The organism is Streptomyces sp. NH27 (assembly GCF_056859195.1).
Genome location: NZ_JACEGK010001005.1, coordinates 1 through 950, shown reverse-complemented (window position 1 = coordinate 950; position 950 = coordinate 1). Strand labels below are relative to the sequence as shown.

The window sequence follows — 950 nt, the reverse complement described above, 5'->3', positions numbered from 1 at the left end:
GCGCAGGCCCGCGAAGGAAGCGAGGCCCGCGGCGGCGTGGACGGTGCCGAGGTCGCCGCACAGCCAGTAGGAGTAGGGCCGATCGCCGCCCGCGCCCTGGGAGTAGCGGACCGTGAGCAGGCGGGAGGCGTCCCACCAGTCGAAGCCGGCGAGCGTGAAACAGACCGGGACGACGAGGCCGCCGAGCAGGACCAGCGGGAGGGGCCGCAGGGTGCGGGTGGACCAGATGACGGCGACGACCGGCACGACCAGCAGGGTCAGCCCGTAGGAGAGGTAGAGCGCGAGCCCGAGCAACAGCCCGCTGCCGAGCGCGGCGGCGGCCCGCCGGGACCGTGATCCGGCGGTGCCGGCGAGCACCAGCAGCGCCAGCGCCCAGGCGGCGACGGCGGCGAAGTACCCGTCCGCGGAGGCGCCGACCCACACCGCCCCTGGGGTGAGTACGAGGAAGGGCGCGGCCGTTCGCGCGGCGCCCTCCGCGCCGAGCGCGCGCAGTGCGACCAGTACGGCGGCGGCCACCGACGCGCCCGTGGTGATGACGAACGCGCCCGCCCAGGCGCCGCCGCCCAGCCCGATCCGGTCAAGACCGACGAAGGTCATCACCGCGGCGGCCGGGTGCCCGGCGACGTGCGCGTTCCAGTTGCCGGGCGAGCCGATGAGGATGTGGTGGGTGAAGTCCCGCAGTGTGGCGCCCGGGTGACGGAAGCGGGGCACCTCGACGAGGTACTCGTTGCGCGTGGTGAGCCGGTTCGCCACGCCGCGCCGCCACCCGTCCACGAGCGCGAGCGACCACGTCCAGGCCATGGCGGCGGCCCACGCGGCCCACGGCAGCGCCCGCCACGGCAGCCGCTCGGCGAGCCGGGGCCCGTACCCGACCGCGAGTACGGCGATCGCGACGGCGGCGGGGGTGCCGGGGCCGACGTGCGGGTCCCAGGTGGCGAGCAGCGGTGGCC

The 950-nt window shown here is 76.6% G+C and carries 1 protein-coding gene; it reads right to left on the bottom strand.

The window, feature by feature from the left end; all coding sequences use genetic code 11:
- The coding region (locus AC13HU_RS37685; RefSeq protein ID WP_483046510.1) for a hypothetical protein at positions 1 to 950 on the bottom strand (950 nt) is incomplete at both ends.